Raw genomic sequence first — 17,671 nt, 5'->3', positions numbered from 1 at the left:
TGCTAGCTTGCTATTGACACCAAACTCTTCAAAATGACGGACGCGTAATTCGGAAATGGAGGCTACCTATGGCTGAACTTCATGCTCAGGCGGTGCCTGTTCAAACGCTCTACACATGGTTCCGTGAGAATAAGCTGATTGTTAATCGGCGGTATCAACGGAAGCTTGTGTGGACGCTGGAAGAAAAGCAAAAACTTCTTGATTCCATACAATCGAAATATCCAATCCCCGCCATATTACTATCTGAGATTGAGGGGCCAATAGAAAATTTTGAAATAATTGACGGCCTTCAAAGAATGCATGCAATTCTTTCATTCATAGAGACCGCATACCCTCTTCAGGATGGACGATACTTCGATTTAAATTACTTCCCCACCGCAAAAGACTTTTCAGACAAGTCTGTATTTTCTGATCAATCTGCAGGAGTAGTGATTGAAAATTCTGCCTGTTCAGTAATACTGAATTACCAAATTTCGCTGTCTATACTAAGAAAAGCAACAAATAAGGAGGTTGATGAAGTATTTGATAGAATTAATACATACGGTCATCGCCTGAGCGACCAAGAGCGCCGCCAAGCTGGTGTTCAGAGCAAGTTTGCTGAGATTGTGCGGAGTTTGGCTTGCAGCGTGCGAGGCGATACTTCGTCTGACCGACTATTTCTCTACGAAATGCCGTCCATAAGTATTGACCTTCCTAAGACAAAGCATGGGTATGAAGTTCGGGCTGACGAGGTGTTTTGGGTCACCCAGGGCGTTCTCAGGTCAACTGATCTTCGAGACAGTGAGGATGAGCAATGTATTGCAGACACTGTTGCCTGTATGATCGGACAGGATTTGATTGATCGTTCTAAGGCAGCGCTCGATGCAATATACGATTTTTCAAGCACGGAATACACTCGGCTTGAAACTGCTGTAGACCTGTACGGAATCGAGAAGGTCTCGGAAGAATTCAAGTTCGTTCTCGGATAAGTCGAGAAGATCTGCGCGGAGGGCGGCGCAACCAAGCTGCGGGATCTATTGTTTGAGCCAAAGACAACCAACGCTTTCCCATCTGTCTTCACAGTCATTTTTTTGGCGATCTTCGAGTGCGGTGTTGGCCAAGGAAAGAGGATTTCCGATTATGCGGGCCTGAAGGCCTCGCTGAAGGGCATCAACAAAAGAATACCAGTAGGCCAAAAGGGCTCAAGCAAGTCTGAGCGGCGGACCAACATTGATGTAGTTAAAGGTATTATTTCGAAATTTTTCGTCAATGATCCCGATTTGGGCAAAGTGATTTTCAGTAACCACAAGATAATTGACATCGATGGGGACATTCGACGATCAGAGATAGAGCTTGCAAATTTCGAATTAAAGCAGGGACTACTCCCGCTGGATGCTGGAGCAAAAGACCCTGCTGCGATGCTGGACAAGATTTTGAGGACTGTCTGCGCAATCGCTAACAATGGCCCGAAGTCCGTTGGGAAGATTTTGATAGGTGTGGCGGACAAAGATGCGGATATCAAGCGAGTTGTAGAGATTGACGGAGTTGTTGGGAAAACGATCGGGAAGAGAACAGTTGTAGGAATATGCAGAGAGGCTAAGAGACTCGGCAAGTCAATGGAAGAATACGTTCAAATTGTGGTCAACCACATTAAGAACTCTAAGATTTCTGAGCATACAAAAGGAGCGGTGCTCGCCCACATAGACTACAATAGCTACTTCGATCTTGGGGTATTGGTGATCTCTGTTCCTCCGCAGAGGGAGCTTACTTACTTAGGGGACGATCTTTATCGTCGGGACGGCTCCAACAACATTCTAGTTTCCAGCCCAAAAGAGGTGGTGGCGCTGAACACACGGTTTCAATAAGAGAACGTCTCCCACCAAGTTATGGAATGTCTGCTTCACTGGATCGGCGGCTGGAACCTGACAGTTCCGTTCCGGCCCCAAGTCAACTTTTGACGACAGGAACTTCGATTTGCGGTTTATACTGGATATCCTGCAGCATAATTTCCTCGTGCGGTGAAGCGCCGGAATCATGGGCACTGTATCGATATCGATATTCAGGGAAAGATGGATTTGGGTCGTCTTGTGTGAGATGGGCCAGCGGCGGTGTCTGCCGCCCCCTCATCCGCCTACCGGCACCTTCTCCCCGGGGGGAGAAGGGAGTTGCGCGGTTTGCGTCTCACAACGTCCGTTACCCCTAAGCTGCGTCCCTGACGCGGATCTCGATGTCCAGATGGGCTGCAGCGGCGATGTTGACGAGGGCGTCGAGGGAGAATTTGACGAGTTTGCCGCGCAGGAGATCATTGGTGCGCGGGCGTGTCAGGCCAAGGCGTTTTGCGGCCTCTTCCTGAGAAATGTCCCAGCGCTTCACCGCTTTGCGTATTTCATAAAGCAGCGCGGAGCGTGCCTTGAGGTTCGCGGCTTCCTGCTCCGTGTCGGCCAGGGCATCCCAGACGTTTTGATCTATTTCCGCGGTCATCGTTCTGCCTTCCATGTTTCAGCCGTTCCGGAGTGCAGGAAATCACGAGCATTGTATCGATATCGATACTCAGGGAAAGATGGATTTGGGTCCTCTTGTCTGAGATGGGGCAAGCCTTGGAGGGTGCGGCCCCCTCATCCGCCTGCCGGCACCTTCTCCCCGTGGGGGAGAAGGGGGCATTGCGGTTGGTGCCTGCGGTCAGAGGCTGACGCGGCGGCCTTCCTTGTCGGCGTTCTTGCGGTCGCTGCCGTGCTTTTCGAGGATCGCCTTGGCATCTTCCACGGAAATGCGGTGCTTCTTGGCAAAGGCAACGGGTTCATAGGCTTTTTGCGCGTCTGCGGCTTTCGGGTCTGACATGATCTGTCTCCAATGGTGAGGGCGCCGGCGGGGTGCCGGTTTGCCTCGGGGTGCGTGCCTCGGGATGTGTGTCGAGGGAGTTTTTTGGGCGCGTCCAGCCAAGCTGCAAGTCGCGCGCGAAAAATGGCCTTTTGAGCCGTTAAGGCCTCTATATGGGGATTGCGGCGCAAAAGCTCAATATTTGTTCTTGCGCAGCGTCTTGTTGCCCTTCGGTCCGCTGTAGACGGGGGTGCGGTCGCGGTTTTCGGTGGTGAGCGTGCGCCAGCGCTCCAGCCGCTCGGATGACAGCGTGCCGGCCTTGACGGCGGCCTGCACGGCGCAGCCGGGTTCATGCGCGTGGGTGCAATCGCGAAACCGGCAATCGGGCGCTAGTTCGATGATTTCGGCAAACAGCGTATCGATGCCGCCGGTGACGTCGCTGACATAAAGCGTGCGAATGCCGGGCGTATCGATGACCCAGCCGCCGCCGGCGATTTCATGCAGGGAACGGGCCGTGGTGGTGTGGCGGCCTTTTGCGTCGTGCTCGCGGATCTCGCCGGTTTTTTGCGGGCTCTCGGCAGAGGGGCCGGCCAGCGTGTTGACGAGCGTCGATTTGCCGACGCCGGACGAGCCGACAAGCGCCACCGTCTGGCCCGGTCCGCACCAGGGTTTTAGAGGATCGATGGCATCGGCCGCGCGGGCATTAACGACAACGACGGGAAGATCGCGCTGGAGGGATGCTGCCTGTGTCGCGTAGGTTTCGGCATCCTCCACCATGTCGGCTTTGGTCAGAACGATGACCGGGCGCGTGCCGGCCTCGTTTGCCATGATGAGATACCGTTCCAGCCGCGAGGGGTTAAAATCGGCATTACAGGAGGTGACGATAAACAGCGTATCGACATTGGCGGCCGCCAGCTGCTGGCCGATGGCACCTTCGGTGCGCCGCTGCAAAGTTGTGTGGCGCTGAAGGCGGCGCGTGAGAAGGCCGGTCAGCGGATCTGCGAGAACCCAGTCTCCCACGGCATAATCGGCAGTATTGGCGTTGGGCGCAAGTTCGAGGGCGACAGGGCCGCTGGCATCGATGGCATCAAGCCGCGCCCGGTGGACCGACGATATGCGCCGCACCAGAAGGGTGGTCTCATCAGGCGTGACCTGATCGGCAAAGAAATCCGTCCAGCCCAGCCGCTGAAGCGCTGCGGTTTCGAAAAAACCCGTCAAAGGCGGGCCATCCGGAGGTTTTGGGGCGAGAAAGAAGCGGGCATGGTTTTTTAAGCTTTCCGTGGCGCGAGCGCAGGTCTTTGCGGGTGTCATAGCGCAGAAACGGGGCGGTGACGCGGGAAATGTTTTTGGGGCGGGGATTTGTAAGAGAGAGGCCCTCTCTGCCCTGCCGGGCATCTCCCCCACAAGGGGGGAGAAACCACGCGGCAGGCGTCCCGTTCCTGCGCAAAAGCGCGCGGCCGGGTTAAGCCCTCCCCCTTGTGGGGAGGGTTTGGGAGGGGATCTCTCCCATATGCGATTGTCCTGCCGCGCGCGGGGAGAAGGGGTGTGTCGCAGCGTTTCTACTGCCTATTGCCTTGCCGAACCCTACCGGTTGGCCATCTTTGCCATGGAATCCGGATAACGGGCACCTTTCACCTTGTCCGGCGAGAGGAGTGCGCCGAGTTGCGTAACTTCTTCGGCCGAGAGCTTGATATCGGCCGCGGCGACGTTTTTTTCGAGATTGGCGATCTTCGTGGTGCCGGGGATGGGCACGATGAAATCGCCCTGCGCCAGCACCCAGGCGAGCGCCAGCTGGCCCGCCGTGGTGTTCTTGTCCGCCGCCATCTGTTCCAGTGCCGAGACGAGCGCCAGATTGGCATCAAAATTTTCCGCCTGAAAACGCGGCAGGCCGCGGCGGAAATCCGTGTCGGAGAGGCCGTCGAGGTTTTTGAGCGCGCCGGTCAGTGCGCCGCGGCCGAGCGGCGAGAAGGGCACGAAACCGATGCCAAGCTCGCGGCAGGTGGCCAGCACGCCGTTTTCCTCGGGATCGCGCGTCCACAGCGAATATTCGCTCTGGATGGCGGCAATCGGGTGCGTGGCATGGGCGCGGCGCAGCGTCTCGGCGCTGGCTTCCGAAAGGCCAAGCGTGCGCACCTTGCCGGCCTTGACGAGATCGGCCATGGCGCCGACGGTTTCCTCGATCGCCACATCCGGATCGACGCGGTGCTGGTAAAACAGATCGATCACCTCGACGCCGAGGCGTTTCAGGGAGGCTTCGGCGACTGCGCGGACATTTTCCGGCCGGCTATCGGTGCCGGAGGGGCGGGCGGCCTTGGCGTCGTCACCGATGGTGAAGCCGAACTTGGTGGCGATCTGCACCTGGTCGCGGTAGGGTTTCAGCCCCTTGCCGACGAGGATTTCATTCGTATAGGGGCCGTAGACTTCGGCCGTATCAAACAGCGTGACGCCCAGTTCGACGGCGCGGGCAAGTGTGGCGAGCGCGCCGGTTTCATCGGTCGCTGGGCTATAGGCATGGGTCATGCCCATGCAGCCAAGGCCAAGGGCGGAAACATTGAGCGTTCCAAGTGTGCGGGTGTGCATGGGGTTCTCCTCAAGGGGTCATCGAGATAGGCGCGGCGCGGCGAAGGCGCCGTCGTCCAAAACAATCTAGGGCGTTCGGGCATCGGTGAAAACCGCTGCAATTGGGCGCGGGCTGTTCTATAGAATAGAACAATGAACCGTATCCAGTTGTCTCAAATGGCCGTTTTCGCAGCCGTTGCCGAAGCCCAGAGTTTTCGCAGGGCGGCGGCCGATCTTGGCATTGCGCCCTCGGCCGTCAGTCATGCGGTCTCGGCGCTGGAAGAAAGCCTTGGCGTGCGGCTGTTGCAGCGCACGACACGGTCTGTTGCGCCAACCCAGGAAGGGCGGTTGTTGATCGCAGCCCTGTCGCCGGCGCTGTCGGATATCGATGCGGCGATGCGGGCGCTGTCCGAGCGCAGCGAACGGCCGGCCGGGCCGCTGAAGATCACCATGCCGATGCTGGCGGCTGACGAGATCGTGGCGCCGCGGATCGGCGCGTTTCTGGCGCTTTATCCCGATATCGACCTGGAGATCCGCACCGACGACCGTTTCGAGGACATCGTCCAGCAGGAATGCGATGCAGGCCTGCGGCTCGGGGAGCATCTGCAGGCAGACATGATTGCCGTGCGCGCCAGCGGCCCCTGGCAGGGCGTCATTGTCGGATCGCCGGGTTATTTCGAACACCATCCGGTGCCGCAGCATCCGCGCGATCTCGTTGACCACCGCTGCATCCGGCGCCGGTTTGCGAGCGGCCGCGTCTATCGCTGGGAGCTGGAAAAGCACGGCAAGCCGGTGGTGGTCAATGTGGACGGTCCGCTGATCCTGCCGGACCAGCGGTTGATGCGCCGCGCCGCCTGCGACGGCGTAGGGCTTGCCTTCCTGTTTGATCCGGCCGTCGAGACCGATATTGCCGAGGGACGGCTGGTGCGGGTGCTTGAAGCGTGGTGCCCGCCCTTCGACGGGTTCTACATCTATTATCCCTCGCGCCGGCAGATGCGCCCTTCGCTGCGCGCCTTCATCGATTTCTTCCGCTTTCGGGCGTGATGGTCAGGCTCAGAGCTTGATCCGGTAACGCACGTGTCCATCGGAGGCGACGAAGCTGTCATAGAGTTTGCGCGCCGTGACATTGCCCTCGTCGGTGTGCCAGTAGAGGCGCGCCCAGCCGTTTTTTGCACAGATCGCCACCAGATCCTCCATCAGCGCGCGGCCGATGCCCTTGCCGCGAAAGGTTTCATCGAGAAACAGGTCTTCCAGATAACAATCCGGCGTCTTCACCCAGGTGGAATCGTGAAAGTGGTGGATGGCGAAACCGGCAAGCTGCCCCTCCACCTCCGCCACGCGCATGGCAACACGCGAGGCGGGATCAAGAATGCGGGCCCAGGTGTAATCGGTCACGTCAGGGCCAAGCGTTACCTTGTAGAAGGCAAGATAATCCGCCCAGAGTTTTTTCCACGCGGCTTCGTCATCCGGGGTGACGTCGCGGACCAGAACCTCGGTGTTCATGCACCGGCCTCGTTGAGACCAGCCTCGTTGAGAAGGGTCATCTGTGCATCGGAAAGTTCGAGTTTGCCGGCAGCGGTCATCGCCTGCAACTGGTCGAGGCTGGTGGCCGAGGCGATCGGGGCAGTGATGCCGGGGCGGGCGGCAACCCAGGCGATGGCAACGGTTGCCATGCTGGTGCCGGTTTCGCGCGCCACCTGGTCGAGCGCCGAAAGAACGCGCTCCCCGCGCGGATTAAGATAATCGCCAACGCGGCCGCCGCGCGCCTTGCCGGCGGCATCTTCCACCTTGCGATATTTGCCGGTGAGGAAGCCGGCGGCCAGCGCATAATAGCTGATGACGCCGATCTCTTCGGCAATGCAGAGATCGGCAATCGGGCCTTCGAATTTCTGGCGGGTGTAGACATTGTATTCCGGCTGCAGCACATCGAACCGCGGCAGGCCGGATTTTTCGGCAGCATCGAGAGAGGCCTTCAGCTCGCCCGCATCATAGTTGGAGCAGCCGATGGCGCGGATCTTTCCGGCGTCCTTCAGCTTGGAAAAGGCTTCCAGCGTTTCCTCGACAGGCGTTTCCGTGTCCGGCTTGTGGGCGAGGTAAAGGTCGATATAGTCGGTGTCGAGACGCTTCAGTGAGGCCTCGACCGCCTCTGCGATCCAGCCTTTGGACAGGCCGGTCTTGTTGCCCTTGTTGTCGAAACCGACCTTGGTGACGATGACCGCCTTGTCACGCGAGACGCTGCCGCGCTTCAGCCATTTGCCGATGATCGTCTCGCTTTCGCCGCCGACATGGCTATCGACCCAGGCGGAATAGACGTCTGCCGTGTCGATCGTGTTGTAGCCGGCCTCGAAGAAGGCATCGAGCAGGTCGAACGAGGTCTTTTCGTCCGCCGTCCAGCCAAAGACATTGCCGCCGAAAACGACAGGAGCGATGGAAAGGCCGGTTCGGCCGAGCGGGCGCAAATGCATGGGAGACCTCGTGGGGTAAAGGAATGGGTGACCTCGATATGGGGTTAACCTAGGGTGCGGGAAAGCCTTGCGCCATTCAATTTCCGTGATGGATCGATCAGCCGGTTGTGCGGTGGAGGCTCGGCGGTTGCGCATAGTGCTGGCGCCAGACACGGCGCAGGTGCCTTGCCGAGGAAAATCCGCAGCGGAGCGCAACATTTTCGAGATCCAGCCGCGTCTGGGAAATGAGATCGCGCGCCAGCGCCACCCGCATCCGGTTGACGTAATCGATCAGCGACAGCCCGGCATGCTCGCGAAACAGGCGCGACAGGTGCCGCTCGCTCACATGCGCGAGAGCCGTCAGGCGGGCCACCGGCCAGTCGGCGGCGGGATCGGCCATGATCGCGTCCTGCACCTGATGGATGGCCGGGTGGATATGGTTGCGGCCCGACAGAAAGGGCGAGATCTGCGGATCGCTTCCGTTTCGCCGGAGATAGATCACCATCTTGCGGGCGGCCGCCAGTGCCACCGGCGCTGATGTCATCTTCGCCACGATATGCAGCATCAGATCGATGCCGGTTGCAATGCCGGCGCTGGAAAAGCAGCGGCCATCCTCGACATAGAGACGGTTTTCCAGCACCTGCGCGGTCGGTGCCTTCAGGCGAAGTTCTGCAATGCAATCGGCATGGGTGGTGCAGTGGCGGCCTTCCAGCAGGCCCGCCTCCGCCACCAGAAGAGCGCCGGAACAGATGCTGGCAATGCGGGTATCGGGGCGCACGGCATCCCGCATCCAGCGCGCAAGTCTTGCGCGTTCCGCCGCCATCGCCTGCTTTTCCTCCCCTTCGGTTGCGCCCGAGATCACCAGAAGCGTGCCTTGTGCCAGCGTCTGCGGCAGCGGTTCCAGACCATCGAGCATGAGGCCGATCGAGGTTGTCTGGCGCGGGTTGGCCGAGACGTAGCGGCAGTCGAACCGCAGCGCATCCTGATGCTGGTTGGCATAACGCAGGACCTCCATGGGCCCTGCGATATCGAGAAGCAGCGCCTGCGGCGGCACCACGATCACCACCGGAACAATCTGCGGCGTGGCGGTGCCGGCAAGGCTCATGAGCGGGCCCCGGCAGCGGAGAGGGCTTCCTCGACGCTTGCGATGCGGGCAAAGCGATCCTTCAGCACCATGGCCGTGTGGCGCCTGATGTCTTCGGGCGAATGGGTTACGCCATCGGCATCGGTCATCGGGAAGGTCAGCGTCGCCTCCGCCACATAGGTGACGGTAAAACCGAGATCGGAGGCATGGCGCGTGGTGGTTTCACAGCATTGTTCGGTGCGGATGCCGGACACGATGAGGTTGCGGATGCCGTTTTCCGTCAGCCAGACATCCAGCCCGGTGCCGACCATGGCGGAATGGCGGTTTTTCCTGAACGTGCGGGTCCGCTGGAGGGTGATGCCGTCGAGTGTGCGTATGTTGCCGCTTTCCATGGAGAAGGCGCCGGTATCTTCGACATGGAAGATCTGGATGACCGGAAGGCCGGCCGCTGTCGCACCGTCGATCAGCGCCTGCTGGCATTTGAGGTAACGGGGCACGTCCGTCGCATCCCAATAGGGGCGATGCGGGAATGACTGCTGTACATCGATGACGAGAAGGGCCGTATCGGACATTTTCTGTTCTCCAGATTGCAAGGATAACATGACAATAGCCGCTTGCTCAAAAGGCAAAAGCAAGCCTTCGGACGAAGTGCGGACATTTTCGGCCATTTTCTGCGAAGTCTGGATAGGGTGCTGCGGCGACGGCGGCCGCCGGAAAGGCGCGTGCACGCAGGCTGAAAACGCTGCGTGTGCAAAAAGTCCGACAAATTGGCTGCCCAGACGCGGGTGACATGCGCTAGGGTGCCGCCGCACAATGATCAGGAGGAACTCATGTTGCGTTTTGGTATTCTTTCCACCGCCAAGATCGGTCGCGATGCCGTGGTGCCGGCCATTCAGGATGCGGAAAACTGCGTGGTGAGCGCCATTGCCAGCCGCGATCTTTCCCGCGCCCAGGCGATGGCCGACCGGTTTTCGGTGCCGCATGCCTTTGGCTCCTATGAGGAGATGCTGGCGTCCGACGTGATCGATGCGGTCTATATTCCGTTGCCGACCAGCCAGCATGTGGAATGGTCGCTGAAGGCGGCCGCTGCCGGCAAACATGTGCTCTGCGAAAAGCCGATTTCGCTGAAGGCAGACGAGATCGACCAGCTGATCGCGGCGCGTGACCGCCATGGCGTGCTGATCGCCGAAGCCTTTATGGTGACCTATGCACCGGTGTGGCTGAAGGTGCGCGAACTCTTGGCCTCCGGCGTCATCGGCACGCTGCGCCACGTGCAGGGATCGTTCACCTATTTCAACCGCGACCCCGGCAACATGCGCAACATTCCAGAACTTGGCGGCGGCGGCCTGCCTGACATCGGCGTCTATCCGACGATTGCGACGCGCTTCTCGACGGGCCGCGAGCCGATCCGGGTGCAGGCGACGACGGAGCGCGACAAGGAATTCGGCACGGATATCTATTCGACCGTGAAGGCCGATTTCGGCGATTTCGACCTGACCTTCTACATCTCCACCCAGCTTGCGGCGCGCCAGTTGATGGTGTTTCACGGCACCGACGGCTTCATCGAGGTGAAATCGCCGTTCAATGCCGACCGCTGGGGGGCCGAGGAGGTGGAACTCAGCGACCAGAAGCATGGCCGCTCGGAAATCTTCCGCTTTCCCGACAGCCGCCAGTACCGCAGACAGGCGGAAGCCTTTGCGAAAAAGGCGATGGGCGGGGATGCCGAGGTCGTTTCGCTGGAAAGTTCTGCCGCCAACCAGCGCTTCATCGATGCCATTTACCGGGCAAGCGACAAGGACGGCTGGGAAACCGTCTGATCACCAAAAGTCTGTCCCATAATTCTCCCTGGCGGGCTGCAAATGGCAATTTCTGCGCTTCCGGTGCTCACGTACCAAACGTACGCTCCGCTCCGGTTCTCGAAATCACCATTTTCGCCGCGCCAAGGAGAATTCTTGAACAGACTTTAAAAGATCATTCGTCTTTCGCCGGGCCGTTGCGGTGGCGAAAGACGAAGCGGGAATAACCGAAGAAAGAATAGAGCGTGGCGGCGGCGGAGGACAGCACAACCGCCGCCACGGGCTGGATCATCGGCAGGCGGTGGATGAGCGCCGAATAGATCCCGTAGTTGAGAACCGCAGACGTGGCGCCAACGGCCCAGTAGCGAAAACCTTCGCGGGCGAGAGAATGCGGCGAGCGGCCAAAGGTGAAGGTACGGTTGAACACCCAGGTGAAGGACAACGCCGCCGCAATGGCCGGCATGCGCGCCGCAAAGGGGCTGAAGCCGGCATCCGTGATCAGCACATGCGTCAACCCTGCATCGATGGCAAAACCAAAACCGCCGGCGACCAGAAACCCGACGATCGTCTTCACGCGACACGGTTCTTTCTGAGGTGGGCAGACGGCGGAGCAGCGGGCTGCGGATCGGTGAGATCCGCCATCTCCCTTTCAAGGTGGCTGTGGTCCGGCTGGTTGAGGTAATGCAGGCGCAGCAGTTCGTTGCGTCCGCGCGCCACGCTATCGAGCACCACGCCGGCCGTCAGCGCCATGGAGGAGAGGCCGATCAGCGCCAGCGCCAGCACCCAGGTGGGCAGGCGCGGCACAAGGCCGGTGGCGAGATATTCGGCCAGAACCGGCGCGGCGACCAGAAGGCCGCCGGCCATCAGGAGCGCTGCAATGCCGCAGAAGAACGCGAAGGGCCGGGTTTCCTTCATCAGCATGGCAAACATTAAAAGGATGCGGGCGCCATCGCCCAGCGTCGAAAGCTTCGAATGCGAGCCTTCCATGCGTTGCCCGTAATCCAGCGCCAGTTCAGTCACCGGCATCTTCAGGCGAAAGGCATGCACCGACATTTCCGTTTCCACCTCGAACCCGTCGGAGACGGCGGGAAAACTTTTGACGAAGCGGCGGGAAAAGGCACGGTATCCGGAAAAGATGTCGGTAAAATCCGGCCCGAACAGATGCCGGTAGAGATGGTTGAACAGGCGGTTGCCGAGCGCGTGGCCGTGGCGACCGGCTGTGTCGGCAAGGCCACGGCGGGTGCCGACGACCATGTCGGCGCGCTCCGTAATGAGGGTGCGGATGAGATCCTCCGCATCGTCGGGCCCATAAGTGCCGTCGCCATCGGCCATGAGGTAGATATCGGCATCGATATCGGCAAACATGCGGCGCACCACATGGCCCTTGCCCTGGCGGCGTTCGCGGCGCACGTCTGCGCCGGCGAGCATCGCGGCAAGGGCAGTGCCATCGGTGGAATTGTTGTCATAGACATAGATGCGCGCCTCAGGCAGGCAGGCGCGAAACCCGCGCACCACGGCTGAGATGGACGGCGCTTCGTTATAACAGGGAAGAAGCACGGCGATTCTTCGATAGCCGGAGGCGGGCCTGCGTTGGCCGGTGGCAAAGCTGTCCATGGATTTCTACTCAGGTACACATCAATCCGGGAGACGGCACTCGCTCCCTGGCTTTACTATTTCTTGAGAAGGTTAAGGCTAGGTTTCGGCGCGATGATTCCCCGGCTCTATGCCGGACATGAGGGGCACAAAGTCCGGGATTGGCCCGCCCGGGCGGCTCAGGCGGGATAAGAAACATGAGTTTGAGCACGAAGAGGGCCGCTCGGAAGCCCGCCTCAGGCATAGCGGCGGTCAGTGCCTGGTCGCGCTTCTTTCCCTCGCTGTGCGCCTATGCGATCGTCACTGTCGCGGCCATTCTTGCGCTGCATATCAAGGGCGGCGGCGATTACGTCGGGCCTGACAATGACGACGTGATGCGCCTCGTCGAGGTGCGCGATTTTCTCGCCGGGCAAGGCTGGTTCGATCTGACGCAATACCGGCTGGGGCTTGCCGGCGGCACGCTGATGCACTGGTCACGGCTGGTGGACCTGCCGATTGCCGGCCTGATCCGGCTGTTTCTGCTTCTGGGCGAAGGGCAGGAGAGGGCCGAGGCGCTGGCGCTTGCGATCTGGCCGCTGTCGCTTGCCGTGCTGTTCATGGCCGCGGCGGGACTTGGCGGACGGCGGCTTGGCGGCGTTGCCACCATGCATATCGCCTTCGGGCTTGCAGCGCTTTCAGTGTTCACATCCATCAAATTCCATCCCGGCGCCATCGACCACCACAATGTGCAGTTGGTCGTCATGATGTTTCTGGCAGCCTTGCTGGTTGGCCGGAAAGGCTCCGGCTGGGGGCACGCGGGGGCGGGGGTGATGGCAGCGCTTGCCATTGCCATCGGTGCCGAGACCGTGCCGCTGGTGGCGGTGGCATCAGCCTCGATCGCCGTACAATGGGCCGTGGAGGGCCATCGCTTCCGGCGACCGGCGCAGCTGTTCGGGCTGTCGCTGGCGCTGTCGGTCAGCGCCTTCTTCCTGGCCACCGTGCCGCCCTCTGCCTATGGCGTCGTGACCTGCGACAACCTTTCGCTCGGCTTTTACGCGCTGTCGGTGATCGGCGGGGCAGGGCTGTTTCTGGTGGTGACGGCTGGAGGCCAGGCGGGGATGCGGAACCGTTTTGTCCTCCTCGGTTTGCTGGCCGCAGTCGTTCTTTTGGCCGCCGTGGTCATTGCGCCCGATTGCCTCGGAAGCCCCCTTGCAAGCCTTGATCCGATGTTATCGCAACTCTGGCTGAAGAAGGTGAGCGAGGCGCAGCCGGTGTTGTCACAGATCCGCATCGCGCCGGAAACGGCGGGTGGATTTTATGCGGTCGGCCTGTTTGCCGTGGCGGTCTGCCTGTTCCGGTTTTTTGATTTCAGGCATGAAGATGGCGCGCGGGCAGGCCATCACCTGCTGCTTGGCGTACTGGTGGCAGCAGCCCTTGCCATTGCGCTCATTCAGGTGCGCGGCGCCCTGTTTTCCAATGCGCTGGCGATCCTGCCGCTATCGCTGCTGATCAACGATCTGCGTCGTCTCTCGCATGGTGAGCCGGAAAACATGAATGCCGGCTTTGCCTATATCATCACCGTTCTGGTCTCGGTGCCGGTCGTGTGGTTCTTCGTCGGCATTGTCGGCGCGCGCGGACTGGAGGCAGCGTTCAGCATGGGCACGCTGACGCGCAGCGTTACCCTAATGCAGGAGGTGAACGGGTGCCAGGGCAAGGACGACATGGCGCTTCTGGCCCGCCTGCCAACGCGCACGGTCGCAGCACCCTCGGACAGCGGCGCGGAAATCCTGCGCTACACGCATCACCGGGTGCTCTCGGCACCTTACCATCGCAACCAGGCGGGCATGCTGACGGAACTGCATATCGGGCTTGCGGCACCTGAGGAGGCGAAGGCTTTTCTTTATGGCGCCGATGTTGCCATCATCGCATTTTGCCCGTCGGACCCGCAGACGCAAGAGCTGATCCGGATGAAGCCGGATGGTCTCTATGCCCATCTTCTGCGGGGTGATCTGCCGGATTATCTGCGACCGGTGGCGCCGAACATGCGGGGGTTGCAGCTGTTCGTCGTTCGCCCCCGCTGACCGTTTCGATATTAGGCGGTCTGGCTGCGGGTTTCGGTGACGAAGACGGCGCCCATCAGGCCGACGATGCCGAGATTGTAACCGCCGATGGCAATCAGCAGGTTGAGGAAGGACACGGGCGCGGGCGAAACCAGCCAGGCAATGGCAAACGCCACCACGATCAGTGTCGCAACGATGGCGAGCGAAAAGGCAGAGCGCAAAGCGCCGGTGGCAAAGCCGATGCAGGTAGCCGTCAGTAAGAGCACGCTCGGTCTCCTTTTCTGTCCCTGTGCGTTGCGTCCACGATTAGACGGGAAAACGCTAAAAGAGTCCGGTTCGATGTCCGGTAGGCCCTAAAAGATCGTTCGCAGCTTTAACGGGCCTTAAAGCGGATAGTTCGAATTGTCGTCATTGGTTTCTTGTAGCATCGGGGGAGAATGGCTGATTTTGCCCGCCAGACAGGTGAATTTGCGCCAGAACTGCGCTAAAACCCCGATATGAACAGGCTGTCCTCCTCCGACCCCCAGACCAATCTCGCAGAGCAAACTGTCTCGGAGCTTTCGGGCTCGATCAAGCGGACGGTGGAAACCGCGTTTGATCATGTGCGGGTGCGGGGCGAAATTTCCGGTTATCGCGGGCCGCATTCCTCCGGCCATGCCTATTTCTCGCTGAAGGATGACAAGGCGCGCATCGATGCCGTCATCTGGAAGGGATCGTTTTCAAAGCTGCGCTTCCGGCCGGAAGAGGGCATGGAGGTGATTGCCACCGGCAAGATCACGACCTTTCCGGGGTCTTCCAAATACCAGATCGTCATCGAAAACCTGGAACCGGCCGGTGCCGGTGCGCTGATGGCGCTGATCGAGGAGCGCAAGCGCAAGCTTTCAGCCGAAGGCCTGTTCGATCCGGCGGCCAAGCAGCTTTTGCCTTTCCTGCCGCAGGTGATCGGCGTGGTGACCTCGCCGACAGGCGCGGTCATTCGCGATATCCTCCACCGCATCGCCGACCGGTTTCCGGTGCATGTCATCGTCTGGCCGGTGAAGGTGCAAGGGGAGGGCTCGGGCGACGAGGTGGCAAACGCCATTCGCGGCTTTAATACGCTCTCTCCGCAAGGCCCGATCCGGCGGCCGGATGTGCTGATCGTCGCGCGCGGCGGCGGCAGTCTTGAGGATTTGTGGAGCTTTAACGACGAGGCGGTGGTGCGGGCTGCCGCTGCCAGCGAGATTCCGCTGATTTCCGCCGTCGGCCACGAGACCGACTGGACGCTCATCGATTATGCCGCCGACGTGCGGGCGCCAACACCGACGGGGGCGGCCGAAATGGCGGTGCCCGTCAAGGCCGAGCTGCAGGCGCAGCTTGCCAATCTCGGTGCGCGGCTGCAGGGCTCGACGTCGCGCCAGATGGACAACCGCCGCCAGGGGCTTCGCGCGCTGGTGCGGGCGCTGCCCTCGCTCGACCAACTGCTGGCATTGCCGCGCCGGCGGTTCGACGAGGCGGCAACCGGGCTCGGGCGTGGTCTTGAAAAGACCGCCATTGCCAAGCGCCGCAGCCTGGAAAGGGCCAGCGCCGGCCTGAGGCTCGATCTCCTGACGACGCGGCTTGCCGAGCGTCGGCGTCATCTGGTGGAGCAGGTGTTGCGCACCGACCGCTGCGTGGAGCGGCAGGTGTTGCGCGAGCGCGGCCGCATCGAGCGGGCGCAGGTGTCGCTGTCAGGGCTTCCGGGTCGCTTCCTCACCCATATCGGCCGCGAGCGCTTGCAGCTTGCCTCGCTGATGCGCCATGCCGACAGCGCACTTCAAAATGCCATGGGACGGCGCAAGGCCGCCGTCATGGCGCAGGACCGCGTGCTGCAATCGCTCTCCTACAAGAATGTACTGAAGCGCGGTTATGCCGTCATCCAGGATGCTGACGGCAGGCTTTTGACGCGCGCTGCCGAGGTGGCAAGCGGTCAGGCGCTCGCCATCCAGTTTGCTGATGGCGCGGTGTCGGCAACCGCAGGCGATAGGGGGGAGCTGGCCGCTGCCGTTCCGCCTGCCCCGCCACAAGCCGCTTCGCCTGCGCCAAAAAAGAAGGCACAGAAGCCCGCACCTGATGGAACGGAGCAGGGCAGCCTGTTCTGATGGCGTGTTTTTGAGGGCGATGCAGCCTTTGGTTTCGAATGCCTGTCACAAACCGGGCGCATGCTCTGCCATCATCGATGGAGGATCCTGCCATGCGCCTTGCTTCCTACAACGTGGAAAACCTGTTCGACCGCGCCAAGGTCATGACACTCGACAACTGGTCCGAAGGCCGCGATGTGCTGGAGGACTTTGCCGAGGCGAACGAAATTCTGGGCCGCCAGGATTATGATGCCGCGGCCAAGGACAAGCTGGCTGAACTGCTGATCGAATTGGGTCTCGAAAAATCCGACGAAGGCCCTTACACGATCCTGCGGCGCAACCGGGGAGAGCTTTTGAAGCGTCCGCGCACCGGCGGCCTCGAAATCATCGCTTCCGGCAGGGCGGACTGGGTCGGATCGCTCGAACTGAAGGAAGCCCCCGTCGACCACGAAGCGATGCTCAATACTGCCCGGGTAATCGATGCGCTGAAAGCGGATGTGCTGGGTGTGGTGGAGGCGGAAAGCCGCCCGGTGCTCCTGCAGTTCAACCGGCAGATCATCACCCATGTCGGCGGCGTGCCCTTCGACCATGTCATGCTGATCGACGGCAACGACACGCGCGGCATCGATGTCGGCATCATGACGCGCGCCGCCTTTCCCATCACCTCGATGCGCAGCCACGTGGACGACGAGGCGAACGGCCAACTGATCTTTTCCCGCGACTGCCCGGACTTCCGCATCGAAACGGCATCCGGCGCCGTGCTGCATGTCCTCGTCAACCATTTCAAGAGCAAGGGTTATGGCGATCCGCGCCAGTCAGAGGCGCGCCGGGTGCTGCAGGCGCAGACCGTATGGAAGATCGTCAAGGACCTCATCGATGCGGGCGACACGCATATCGCAGTGATTGGCGATCTCAACGACACGCCCGACAGCCGCACCCTCGAGGCCCTCACGAAAGACGGGTTGCTCACCGATGCCTTCGAGCATCCGGCCTTCGACAATGGCGGGTTTCCCGGCACCTTCGGCAGCAGCAGTGCATCGAACAAGATCGATTATCTGCTGCTTTCGCCCGCCCTGTTCGACAAGGTGTTGAAGGGTGGCGTCGAGCGGATTGGCATGTGGCCGGGCACGCGCCCGAAGAAGTGGGATGTGCTGCCGATGCTGACCAACAAGGCATTTGCCGCGTCCGACCATGCGGCGGTCTGGGTCGATCTGGATCTTTGAAGGCAAGGTGGACGCTTCGGCTTCGCATGTGTTTGCGGGGG

The 17,671-nt window shown here is 60.7% G+C and carries 18 protein-coding genes; 7 read left to right on the top strand and 11 right to left on the bottom strand.

All coding sequences use genetic code 11. The annotated features are described in order from the left end of the window. The first annotated feature begins 68 nt into the window (after positions 1-68). The gene (locus AC4CWF_RS17350; RefSeq protein ID WP_491282878.1) at positions 69-968 is read left to right on the top strand and encodes a DUF262 domain-containing protein; all 900 of its coding nucleotides are present in this window, start codon (positions 69-71) and stop codon (positions 966-968) included. Between the two features lie 48 nt (positions 969-1,016). Then, positions 1,017-1,844 (top strand): RNA-binding domain-containing protein, encoded by an 828-nt coding sequence (locus tag AC4CWF_RS17345; RefSeq protein ID WP_491282877.1) that lies wholly within the window; start codon positions 1,017-1,019, stop codon positions 1,842-1,844. 334 nt (positions 1,845-2,178) lie between these two features. On the opposite strand, the gene AC4CWF_RS17340 is transcribed toward AC4CWF_RS17345, so the two are convergent. From AC4CWF_RS17340 to AC4CWF_RS17325, 4 genes are all read right to left on the bottom strand, one after another. Then, a complete protein-coding gene (locus AC4CWF_RS17340) occupies positions 2,179-2,475 on the bottom strand; it encodes a helix-turn-helix domain-containing protein (protein ID WP_491282876.1) in 297 nt (98 codons plus the stop codon). Positions 2,476-2,658: 183 nt separating this feature from the next. After that, on the bottom strand, positions 2,659-2,817 hold the full coding sequence (locus AC4CWF_RS17335) for a hypothetical protein (protein ID WP_491282875.1): 159 nt from the start codon (positions 2,815-2,817) through the stop codon (positions 2,659-2,661). Positions 2,818-2,991: 174 nt separating this feature from the next. Further along, positions 2,992-4,014 carry a ribosome small subunit-dependent GTPase A gene (rsgA, locus tag AC4CWF_RS17330; RefSeq protein WP_491282874.1) on the bottom strand — a complete coding sequence of 341 codons (1,023 nt, stop codon included), beginning with the start codon at positions 4,012-4,014 and terminating at the stop codon, positions 2,992-2,994. 366 nt (positions 4,015-4,380) lie between these two features. Beyond that, a complete protein-coding gene (locus AC4CWF_RS17325) occupies positions 4,381-5,376 on the bottom strand; it encodes an aldo/keto reductase (protein WP_491282873.1) in 996 nt (331 codons plus the stop codon). 132 nt (positions 5,377-5,508) lie between these two features. Here AC4CWF_RS17325 and AC4CWF_RS17320 point away from each other — a divergent pair, with 132 nt between their 5' ends. Beyond that, complete coding sequence (locus AC4CWF_RS17320; RefSeq protein WP_491282872.1) at positions 5,509-6,399, top strand: LysR family transcriptional regulator; 891 nt, start codon at positions 5,509-5,511, stop codon at positions 6,397-6,399. Positions 6,400-6,408: 9 nt separating this feature from the next. Here the strand turns inward: AC4CWF_RS17320 and AC4CWF_RS17315 are convergent, their stop codons facing one another. The 4 genes from AC4CWF_RS17315 to AC4CWF_RS17300 form a co-directional block, all read right to left on the bottom strand. Beyond that, positions 6,409-6,858: a GNAT family N-acetyltransferase gene (locus tag AC4CWF_RS17315; RefSeq protein WP_491282871.1), complete on the bottom strand. Its 450-nt coding sequence runs from the start codon at positions 6,856-6,858 to the stop codon at positions 6,409-6,411. Continuing rightward, entirely contained in the window at positions 6,855-7,820 is a 966-nt protein-coding gene (locus AC4CWF_RS17310; protein WP_491282870.1) for an aldo/keto reductase, read from the bottom strand. Before AC4CWF_RS17310 ends, AC4CWF_RS17315 begins: the two co-directional genes overlap by 4 nt. A gap of 97 nt (positions 7,821-7,917) precedes the next feature. Further along, positions 7,918-8,904, bottom strand: a complete 987-nt coding sequence (locus AC4CWF_RS17305) for a GlxA family transcriptional regulator (protein ID WP_491282869.1) — start codon at positions 8,902-8,904, stop codon at positions 7,918-7,920. Further along, entirely contained in the window at positions 8,901-9,455 is a 555-nt protein-coding gene (locus AC4CWF_RS17300; protein ID WP_491282868.1) for an isochorismatase family protein, read from the bottom strand. The genes AC4CWF_RS17305 and AC4CWF_RS17300 overlap by 4 nt, the downstream gene beginning before the upstream one ends. 258 nt (positions 9,456-9,713) lie before the next feature. Between AC4CWF_RS17300 and AC4CWF_RS17295 the strand changes: the two genes are divergently transcribed. Then, positions 9,714-10,700, top strand: coding sequence for a Gfo/Idh/MocA family protein (locus AC4CWF_RS17295; RefSeq protein ID WP_491282867.1), 987 nt, complete (start codon positions 9,714-9,716; stop codon positions 10,698-10,700). Between the two features lie 154 nt (positions 10,701-10,854). On the opposite strand, the gene AC4CWF_RS17290 is transcribed toward AC4CWF_RS17295, so the two are convergent. Next, on the bottom strand, positions 10,855-11,253 hold the full coding sequence (locus AC4CWF_RS17290; protein ID WP_491282866.1) for a GtrA family protein: 399 nt from the start codon (positions 11,251-11,253) through the stop codon (positions 10,855-10,857). Further along, positions 11,250-12,293 carry a glycosyltransferase gene (locus AC4CWF_RS17285; RefSeq protein WP_491282865.1) on the bottom strand — a complete coding sequence of 348 codons (1,044 nt, stop codon included), beginning with the start codon at positions 12,291-12,293 and terminating at the stop codon, positions 11,250-11,252. Before AC4CWF_RS17285 ends, AC4CWF_RS17290 begins: the two co-directional genes overlap by 4 nt. 176 nt (positions 12,294-12,469) lie before the next feature. Between AC4CWF_RS17285 and AC4CWF_RS17280 the strand changes: the two genes are divergently transcribed. Continuing rightward, positions 12,470-14,332 carry a hypothetical protein gene (locus AC4CWF_RS17280; RefSeq protein ID WP_491282864.1) on the top strand — a complete coding sequence of 621 codons (1,863 nt, stop codon included), beginning with the start codon at positions 12,470-12,472 and terminating at the stop codon, positions 14,330-14,332. Between the two features lie 11 nt (positions 14,333-14,343). On the opposite strand, the gene AC4CWF_RS17275 is transcribed toward AC4CWF_RS17280, so the two are convergent. Further along, positions 14,344-14,577, bottom strand: a complete 234-nt coding sequence (locus AC4CWF_RS17275) for a hypothetical protein (RefSeq protein WP_491282863.1) — start codon at positions 14,575-14,577, stop codon at positions 14,344-14,346. A 231-nt stretch (positions 14,578-14,808) separates the two neighbouring features. Between AC4CWF_RS17275 and xseA the strand changes: the two genes are divergently transcribed. Both xseA and AC4CWF_RS17265 read left to right on the top strand, forming a co-directional pair. Continuing rightward, positions 14,809-16,428 carry an exodeoxyribonuclease VII large subunit gene (xseA, locus tag AC4CWF_RS17270; RefSeq protein ID WP_491282862.1) on the top strand — a complete coding sequence of 540 codons (1,620 nt, stop codon included), beginning with the start codon at positions 14,809-14,811 and terminating at the stop codon, positions 16,426-16,428. A 92-nt stretch (positions 16,429-16,520) separates the two neighbouring features. Beyond that, positions 16,521-17,630 (top strand): endonuclease/exonuclease/phosphatase family protein, encoded by a 1,110-nt coding sequence (locus tag AC4CWF_RS17265; protein WP_491282861.1) that lies wholly within the window; start codon positions 16,521-16,523, stop codon positions 17,628-17,630. The last annotated feature ends 41 nt before the right edge of the window (positions 17,631-17,671 follow it).

Source organism: Neorhizobium sp. PAMB6630 (genome assembly GCF_058242775.1).
This window is presented reverse-complemented; position numbering and strand designations above follow the sequence as displayed.